Consider the following 464-nt stretch of genomic DNA (forward strand, 5'->3'; position numbering starts at 1 on the left):
TTGAGCAGGTCCTCGCCCTGCCCCGTCATCGTGATCAGCCCGCTCTCCATCACGTAGCCCCGGTTGGCCAGCTGCAGCGCGCGGCTCGCGTTCTGCTCCACCAGCAACACCGTCACCCCCTGCCGGTGGATGTCGTCCACCACCTCGAAGATCTTGTCCACCATGATCGGGCTCAGCCCCATGCTCGGCTCGTCCAGCAGCAGCACCTTGGGCCTCGCCATCAGCGCACGCCCCATCGCCAGCATCTGCTGCTCGCCGCCGGACATGGTCCCCGCCAGCTGCTTGGCCCGTTCCTTCAACCTCGGGAACAGCCCGAACACCTTCTCCACGTCCGCCTCGATCTCGTCGTCCTTGCGGATGTAGGCCCCCATCTGCAGGTTCTCCACGATGGTCATGCGCGTGAAGGTCCCTCGACCTTCCGGCACCATCACCAGCCCCTGCTTGGCCAGCTCCCAGGCCCCCTG

The 464-nt window shown here is 66.4% G+C and carries 1 protein-coding gene; it reads right to left on the reverse strand.

All coding sequences use genetic code 11. The features are described 5' to 3' along the window. On the reverse strand, positions 1 to 464 hold a 464-nt coding region (locus LZ017_RS21850; RefSeq protein WP_241399037.1), incomplete at both ends, for an ABC transporter ATP-binding protein.

This window comes from Pelomonas sp. CA6 (genome assembly GCF_022549225.1).
Taxonomy (GTDB): Bacteria; Pseudomonadota; Gammaproteobacteria; order Burkholderiales; family Burkholderiaceae_C; genus Roseateles.